Raw genomic sequence first — 7,169 nt, 5'->3', positions numbered from 1 at the left:
TCCGGGGGGCCCCGCGGGGCCCAACACGTTGTTTTAACCCCCCCACGCGGGGGGGCCGTCGACCCGCCCGCCCGCGGGGCCCCCCCCCCCGGGTGGGGGGCCCCCCCCTCGTCACGCCGTCAGCGGATGCCCACGGCCGCAAGCGCGGACTTCTGGGCGGCGGAGAGCTTCGTCGGGAAGTACAGATAGCAGACGCCTCCCGTGCCGGAGACGACCTTGCCGGACGCGTTGTAGCGCTTGGTCCTGAGCCAGATGTTCTCCCACTCGCGCCGCTTGTAGACGCGGCGCACGGCCGGATTGGTCGGTGACGCCGGGTCGTTGGCGATCACGTCGCCGTCCGCCGTGAAGCCGATCACCGTCATGAGGTGGCCCGCCGTGCCGTAACCGGCGCCGGTCAGCTCCTCCTTGAGGAACGACTGGGACGTTATGGCCGGGATGCCCGCGGCGATCAGCGACTCCAGTTCGGTGAGCGAGTCGAGGCGGGTGACGACGCCCTGGAGGTCCTTGTACGTCGACGCGTAGGCCGCGTTGAAGGGCCAGTTGCCGCAGCCCGCGTACTGGTAGTCGAAGGTGTAGCGGGCCGCGTGGCACACCTGCGGGTCGGCGTAGGACGGGTCGACCCAGGCGAGGTCGTCCGTGGTCGGCTTGCGGCCCCAGAACTCTATGATCATCTGCGAGGAGGTGGGGCTGCACCAGGCCTCGCCGCCGTTGTCGTACTCCGGGTACTGCCCGGCATGGATCTCCTGCGAGTAGCGCGGGACCGTCAGCTCCTTGGCCAGGCCCGGCTTGGACGCCGGCACCGTGAAGCGGTCGGGCACTGCGGACGCCATCGCGCCGAGCCGCCACACGCTGGGCGTCACCGTGGCGCCCGGCTTGCGGTACAGCGTCAGGCGCAGCCGGTAGGAGGCGAGCCGCAGGCCCGTCGTCGTGTCGTCGATGGAGAAGGTGTCCGTCCAGATGCTGGACTTGCCGTCGCTCTGGTCGTCGACCGAGGTGCGGCGGATGTCCTTCTTGTCGTCGTCACCCGAGGTCCAGCGCCCCAGGACGTACCAAGGGGTCTTCTTGCCGTCCGAGTACGTTCCCTGCAGCTCCACCTGCAGCCAGGTGCCGACGGGCGTACGGGCGTTCCAGGAGGCGACCACCTCCGTGGCGGGGACAGTGGGACGGTGCACCGGCGAGGTCCACTGGGCGTACTCCCAGGTGGCGGTGGTGCCGGTGTGCGGATCGGCGTAGTCGGTGCGGCCCGCGGCCTTGACGATCTCCACGGCGGGGCGGGCCCCGGCGACGGCACGGGTGCCCTTCGCGGTGCCGGCGCTCCAGTCCGCGTACGACGTCCAGAAGCGGTTGCTCACCGGCCGCTGCGCCCGCGGCGCCGCCGCCCGGCCGCCCGCGGCCAGCGCGGTGCCGGTGCCTGCGGTGACGGCGGCCAGTGCGGCGGCCGCGGCGAGGACGGTTCTGCGGGACATGTCATCAGCTCGGTCCATGGCGGGACCCCCAGTCGACGTGGGCTCCGGACGGATCCGGAAGGGGCAGGTCAGGTACACGCGGTAGGCCAACTATGGCCGCTGCACGCCGACTTCTGCCAGCGCTTCGGGGACCACCGCTGCCACCAATATTGGCCTCGACCACTGGCGTGAGCAGGGACGGCGCGCGGAGCGCAACATTCCGCACCCGCGAACCGGCGAGCTCGCCCCCGTACGCTGGTGAGCGATGACCGCACACGCCACACCCCTGTCCCAGGTCGCCGACGCCCTGCGGCGCCTGCCGCCCTCCTGCGGCCCCGTCCGCCTCGTCGGCGTCGACGGACACGCGGGCTCCGGCAAGTCGACCTTCGCCCTGCGCCTGGCCGATGCGCTGGACGGCGCCCCCGTGGTGCGCCTGGACGACATCGCGAGCCACGACGCGCTCTTCGGGTGGACGGAGCGGCTGCGGCGGCAGGTGATCGTGCCGCTCTCGCGCGGTGAGCGCGCGCGTTACGAGACGTACGACTGGCACGCGCGACGCTTCGGCCCCGAGACCCGCACCCTGCCGCCCGCGCCCGTGGTCATCCTCGAAGGCGTCGGCGCGGGCCGCCGAGCGCTGCGCCCGTTCCTCGCGCGGCTCCTGTGGATGGAGCTGCCCCGGGAAGAGGCGTGGGAGCGGGGGCGCCACCGTGACGGAGCGGAGCAGAGTGACTTCTGGGACGGGTGGGAACCCGCGGAGCGCCGGCACTTCTCCGAAGACCCCTCAAGGCCCTTCGCGCACTCTTTGGTACGACAGTGTCGCGAGGGATATGAGGTGCTCGCGGGGCCTGATGAGACCGCAGTGCAGAGCCAAATCGTCACGCACGGTGAAGGCCCGTCCGCGGTGCGCTGAACCTCCGGAAAGTCACTTCCGGAAGTTCGGCCGAGTTTCCATGAGTGCCTCAACTCCGCTTGACCGAGGGCCCTTACAGGACTTACGTTCTGAATGTGCGGCCTTTCGGGGCCGCCCGCAGACGCGAAGCCCCCGGTTGTTCCCCCGTGATCGGGGGCTTCGTTCTGCCTCCTCGCCCAGATTCCGGGCGCTCCGAGCCGCCATTCGCTCACACTCGGTGACGACCGCGCGCCGCCTCACCCGGCCCGACCTGGCTGATCCCGCGCTGCGGCACCCTACGGCCGAGCACTCCCCCGCAGGTACGATGCCTTTCGGTGCGGCTTACGGACGGCTGCTCTGCGCACCGAGACAACTCCCGTCCGCAGCACGGCGGTTCAGCGAAGTTGCCGACGGGCACCGGCCTGGCGGTAAACGGGGGCACGGTTTGTGGGGGACGTGATGGACTTCGGCACGCAGGGCTCACCCGCCCCGGCCGACCTCGCCTGGATCAGGGGCGTCGACGCCTACACGATGGGCGCCTATCCCCAGGCGGAGGAGGAGTTCCGGGCCGCGGTGCGCATGGATCCGGGGATGGCCGACGGCTGGCTCGGACTGCACGCACTGCGCATCGACACGACGACGGCGCTGCTTCGGATGTTCCAGCACCGGGACCGGTTCGGGGAGCAGCGCGCCCGGCACGGGCGCACGCTCAACTCCTGGTACTGGCTCGGCTGGTGGGTGCAGCCCGTCCTGGAGAGCACACGCGATCTGCTGCTCGCGCACGCCTCGCACTGGCTCGACGGGCGCCATGTCCCGGAGCTGGACCGGGCGTTGGCGGGCCTGCCGCCGGTCGACGCGGATCCGCAGGTGCGCTTCCTGCACGCCTGCCGGTCCTATCTGGTCAAGGACTGGGAGCAGTTGGTCCGGCACACGGACTCGCTGATCGACGATCCGATGCTGGGCATCGAGGCCGGTCTCTTCGGAGGGATGGCCCGCGTACGCCTGGAGATGTACGGGCAGGCCGAGCCGCTGCTGTCCGCCGCGCTGATGCGCTGCCGCAGCGAGCAGCCGCAGCGCAAGGAGCTGCGGTACTGGCTGGCGCGCGCGCACGAGGGCACGGGCCGCTCGGCGGCCGCCCTGCCGCTGTACCGGGCGGTGAACCGGGTGGATCCGGCCTTCATGGACACCTCGGCGCGGCTCGCGGCGATCTCCGAGGGTGACGGGTACGACGAGGTCACCGACCTGGCGTCGATCGCACTCTCCGGCTTCGGGCAGGACGTGATGGACGCCCCGGACGGCATCGATCCGCTCTTCGGCACGGAAGGCCGCGACCTGAAGGTCACCGAGCCCGAACTGCCGCCCGGCGGCGGCCCGTCCGAGACCGACGCGGTGCGCGAGAAGGCCGTGATCCCGGTCCAGCCGGGGCTGCCACAGCTGCCGCCCGGCCCGACGGACCCCGCGCTCCTGGAGGCGGCCCTCGCCGAGCTGGAGCGGATGGTCGGCCTGGAGCCGGTGAAGCGCCAGGTCAAAGCGCTCTCGGCGCAGCTGAACATGGCGCGCCTGCGGGCCGCGCAAGGGCTGCCCGTCCAGCCGCCGAAACGACACTTCGTCTTCTCGGGCCCCTCGGGCACCGGCAAGACCACGGTGGCCCGCATTCTGGGCCGGGCGTTCTACGCGCTCGGGCTGCTCGGCGGCGACCACCTGGTGGAGGCGCAGCGCGCGGACCTGGTCGGCGAGTATCTGGGCCAGACCGCCGTGAAGGCCAACGAACTCATCGACTCGGCGATCGGCGGCGTCCTCTTCGTGGACGAGGCGTACTCGCTCTCCAACTCGGGCTACGGCAAGGGCGACGCGTACGGCGACGAGGCCCTGCAGGTCCTCCTCAAGCGCGCCGAGGACAACCGCGACCACCTGGTCGTGATCCTCGCCGGCTACCCGGAGGGCATGGACCGGCTGCTCGCCGCCAACCCCGGCCTCTCGTCCCGCTTCACGACGCGGGTCGACTTCCCCTCGTACCGCCCTCTGGAGCTCACCGCCATCGGCGAGGTCCTCGCCGCCGACAACGGCGACGTCTGGGACGAGGAGGCCTTGGACGAGCTGCGCTCCATCAGCGGCCATGTCGTCGACCAGTCCTGGATCGACGAGCTGGGCAACGGCCGCTTCCTGCGCACGCTCTACGAGAAGAGCTGCGCCTACCGCGACCTGCGCCTGTCCGGCTATCCCGGAGAACCGGACCGCGACGACTTGTCGACACTGCGCCTTCCGGACCTCATGCAGGCGTACGGAGAGGTCCTTTCGGGGCGGGGCCCGCAGGACCCGCCCCGGATGTGACCACGAGGCTCAGCCGACCAGGGCGCTGTCCCGCACCCCCTGGGGCCTGCGGGGCACGGACACCCGGTGCGCCGGGTCGCGGACCTCGCCGACCAGGAGCTCGAGGACGTCCTCCAGGGCGACCAGGCCCAGCACCTTGCCCGACGCGTCGGCCACCTGCGCCAGATGCGTGGCGGCGCGGCGCATCACCGTCAGGGCGTCGTCCAGCGGGAGTTCGGCGCGCAGGGTCGTCATGGGGCGCCAGACCTGCTGCGGCACCGCCCGGTCCGTCTCCGCGCCGTCCGTCAGATCCAGTACGTCCTTCACGTGCAGGTAGCCCATGAAGGCGCCGTTCTCCGCGCAGACCGGGAAACGGGAGTAGCCGGTGCGCCCGGTGAGTTCGATGACCTGGCTCGGGGTGACCGAGGCGCCCACGGTGACCAGGGACGCCCGGTCGAGCAGGACGTCCGTCACCGGGCGCGAGCCCAGCTCCAGGGCGTCCTCCAGGCGCTCCTGCTCCTCGGGTTCGAGCAGCCCGGCCTGGCCGGAGTCGCCGACGAGCCGGTTGAGCTGCTCGCTGGTGAAGACCGCTTCGACCTCGTCCTTGGGCTCGACCCGGAAGAGCTTCAGGACGAGCCTGGCGCACGCCCCGAGCGCCACCGTGACCGGCCGGCACAGCCGGGCGAAGGCGACAAGGCCGGGGCTGAACCACAGCGCGGTCTTCTCCGGGGCCGCCATCGCGAGGTTCTTCGGGACCATCTCGCCGATGACGAGGTGGAGGAAGACGACGACGGCGAGCGCGATGGCGTACCCGAGCGGATGGATGATCTCCTCGGGGATGTGCGCCGCCTCGAAGACGGGCTCCAGGAGATGCGCGACGGTCGGCTCGGCGACCGCGCCGAGCGTCAGCGAGCAGATGGTGATGCCGAACTGGGCGGCGGCCATCATCTGCGGCAGATGTTCGAGGCCGTAGAGGACCTGGCGGGCCCGCTTGGTGTTCAGCGGCTCGATCTGGCTGCGGCGTACGGAGACGAGCGCGAACTCGGCCCCCACGAAGAAGCCGTTCGCGAGCACCAGGAGCAGGGCGAACAGGAGTTGGAGCACGCTCATCGGACGGCCTCCGCGACCTGTGCCTGGGGGGTACCGCTGATGTCCGCGGTCCGTACGAGGCGTACCCTCTCCGCGCGGTAGTGATCGACCTGGCGCACCGCGAGCCGCCAGCCGGGAAGTTCGGCCCGGTCTCCGGGGGCGGGGATGCGGCCGAGCAGATCGGCGACGAGGCCTGCCACGGTCTCGTACGGCCCCTCGGGGACGTCGAGTCCTATCCGCTGGAGCGTGTCGACCCGGCAGCTGCCGTCGGCGTCCCAGGCGGGACGGCCGTCCTCCGCCGGTGCCGCCGCGAGTTCCGGCAGATCGTGCAGGTCGTGCTCGTCGCGGACCTCGCCGACGAGCTCCTCGACGATGTCCTCCAGGGTGACCACACCGGCCGTACCGCCGTACTCGTCGACGACGACGGCTATCGGCTGCTCACTGCGCAGCTGCTCAAGAAGCTGCTGCACGGGCAGCGTCTCCGGGACCTGGAGCGGTACCTGCGCGATACGGCCCGCGGGTGTCCGCAGCCGCTCGTGCGCCGGGACCGCCAGGGCGTCCTTGAGGTGCACCATGCCGACGATCTCGTCGATCCGCTCGCGGTAGACGGGGAAGCGCGAGAGTCCCGTGGCACGGGTCAGGTTCACCACGTCCTGGGCGGTCGCCGACGTCTGCAGGGCGCAGACCTTCACGCGCGGCGTCATCACGTGCTGCGCGGTCAGCTCGCCGAGGGAGAGGGTCCGTACGAACAGGTCCGCGGTGTCCTGTTCGAGGGTGCCCGCCTGCGCCGAGTGCCGGGCCAGGGAGACCAGCTCGCCGGGGGTGCGGGCCGAGGCGAGCTCGTCGGCGGGCTCCACGCCGAACACCCGCACGATCCGGTTGGCGACGGCGTTCAGGAGCGAGATCACGGGCCTGAAGAGCCGCGCGAAGACATGCTGCGGGCCCGCGACGAAGCGCGCGACCTGCAGCGGCCGCGACACCGCCCAGTTCTTCGGGACGAGCTCGCCGATCACCATCTGCACGGCGGACGCGAGCAGCATGCCGACCACTACGGAGACACCCGGTACGGCGCCTTCCGGAAGGCCGGTCGCCGTGAACGGGCCCGCGAACAGATGCGCGAGCGCCGGCTCGGCGAGCATGCCGACCACGAGCGAGGTGATGGTGATGCCGAGTTGGGTGCCGGAGAGCTGGAAGGACAGCTCCTTGAGGGCGGCGACGACCGTACGGGCCCGTCGGTCGCCTTCGGCGGCGGCCTTCTCAGCGTCCGGGCGCTCCACGGTGACGAGCCCGAACTCGGCGGCCACGAAGAAGCCGTTGGCGAGAATCAGCAGAAATGCCGCCCCGAGAAGCAGCAGGTAAGTCGTCATGCCGCCGCCTCCCTGGTCAGTCCAGTCCCGGTATGTCGGGAGGGGGCGGCGCATGTACTACAGGACGAA

Annotated in this window: 5 protein-coding genes; 2 read left to right on the top strand and 3 right to left on the bottom strand. The window is 71.3% G+C overall.

The annotated features are described in order from the left end of the window. Positions 1 to 119 precede the first annotated feature (119 nt). On the bottom strand, positions 120 to 1,484 hold the full coding sequence (locus tag ACFWY6_RS24135; protein WP_384693934.1) for a peptidase C39 family protein: 1,365 nt from the start codon (positions 1,482 to 1,484) through the stop codon (positions 120 to 122). A 226-nt stretch (positions 1,485 to 1,710) separates the two neighbouring features. Between ACFWY6_RS24135 and ACFWY6_RS24130 the strand changes: the two genes are divergently transcribed. After that, positions 1,711 to 2,355 (top strand): uridine kinase, encoded by a 645-nt coding sequence (locus tag ACFWY6_RS24130; RefSeq protein WP_384693931.1) that lies wholly within the window; start codon positions 1,711 to 1,713, stop codon positions 2,353 to 2,355. 438 nt (positions 2,356 to 2,793) lie between these two features. Further along, the gene (locus ACFWY6_RS24125) at positions 2,794 to 4,665 is read left to right on the top strand and encodes an AAA family ATPase (protein WP_384693928.1); all 1,872 of its coding nucleotides are present in this window, start codon (positions 2,794 to 2,796) and stop codon (positions 4,663 to 4,665) included. Between the two features lie 9 nt (positions 4,666 to 4,674). On the opposite strand, the gene ACFWY6_RS24120 is transcribed toward ACFWY6_RS24125, so the two are convergent. Both ACFWY6_RS24120 and ACFWY6_RS24115 read right to left on the bottom strand, forming a co-directional pair. Further along, positions 4,675 to 5,754, bottom strand: coding sequence for a hemolysin family protein (locus tag ACFWY6_RS24120; protein ID WP_384693925.1), 1,080 nt, complete (start codon positions 5,752 to 5,754; stop codon positions 4,675 to 4,677). Then, complete coding sequence (locus tag ACFWY6_RS24115) at positions 5,751 to 7,100, bottom strand: hemolysin family protein (RefSeq protein ID WP_384693922.1); 1,350 nt, start codon at positions 7,098 to 7,100, stop codon at positions 5,751 to 5,753. Before ACFWY6_RS24115 ends, ACFWY6_RS24120 begins: the two co-directional genes overlap by 4 nt. Positions 7,101 to 7,169 lie beyond the last annotated feature (69 nt).

The sequence above is a fragment of the Streptomyces sp. NPDC059037 genome (genome assembly GCF_042740015.1).
Lineage (GTDB): Bacteria > Actinomycetota > Actinomycetes > Streptomycetales > Streptomycetaceae > Streptomyces.
The sequence above is the reverse complement of the archived record's forward strand: the minus strand, read 5'-3'. Positions and strand labels throughout refer to the sequence as shown.

Coding starts and splice junctions, on each gene's coding strand:
- ACFWY6_RS24135 (WP_384693934.1), bottom strand. CDS start 1,484: ATGGACCGAGCTGATGACATGTCCCGCAGAACCGTCCTCGCCGCGGCC.
- ACFWY6_RS24130 (WP_384693931.1), top strand. CDS start 1,711: ATGACCGCACACGCCACACCCCTGTCCCAGGTCGCCGACGCCCTGCGG.
- ACFWY6_RS24125 (WP_384693928.1), top strand. CDS start 2,794: ATGGACTTCGGCACGCAGGGCTCACCCGCCCCGGCCGACCTCGCCTGG.
- ACFWY6_RS24120 (WP_384693925.1), bottom strand. CDS start 5,754: ATGAGCGTGCTCCAACTCCTGTTCGCCCTGCTCCTGGTGCTCGCGAAC.
- ACFWY6_RS24115 (WP_384693922.1), bottom strand. CDS start 7,100: ATGACGACTTACCTGCTGCTTCTCGGGGCGGCATTTCTGCTGATTCTC.